The organism is Streptomyces beijiangensis (assembly GCF_017315755.1).
GTDB classification, from domain to species: Bacteria; Actinomycetota; Actinomycetes; order Streptomycetales; family Streptomycetaceae; genus Streptomyces; species Streptomyces beijiangensis.
Genome location: NZ_JAFLRJ010001637.1, coordinates 1 through 286 on the forward strand (window position 1 = coordinate 1; position 286 = coordinate 286).

Consider the following 286-nt stretch of genomic DNA (forward strand, 5'->3'; position numbering starts at 1 on the left):
TCTTTTGCCAGTACCCAAGGGGCTGTCTCGTCGATGTATTTATTCGTTCTGCTGACAAACTGCCACAATGATGAAAGCGCAACGGAAAACTCCATATTTTCGATCGCATGCTCGTACGCTTCAATTGTCTTTTGCGAGAATGATGACAACGGTTCGTCAAAAGCGGTAACCGGGCCGTCATACGACTGAATCCGGCCGTCAAAGTATTTGTTGACCATGGCGACCGTTCTGTTCAGCAGGTTGCCTAAATCATTCGCTAAATCATAGTTAATCCGCTCGACAAATC

The 286-nt window shown here is 46.5% G+C and carries 1 pseudogene; it reads right to left on the reverse strand.

What is annotated here, in order from left to right:
* Positions 1–286: pseudogene (locus J0695_RS46605) on the reverse strand (hypothetical protein); the annotation flags it as partial.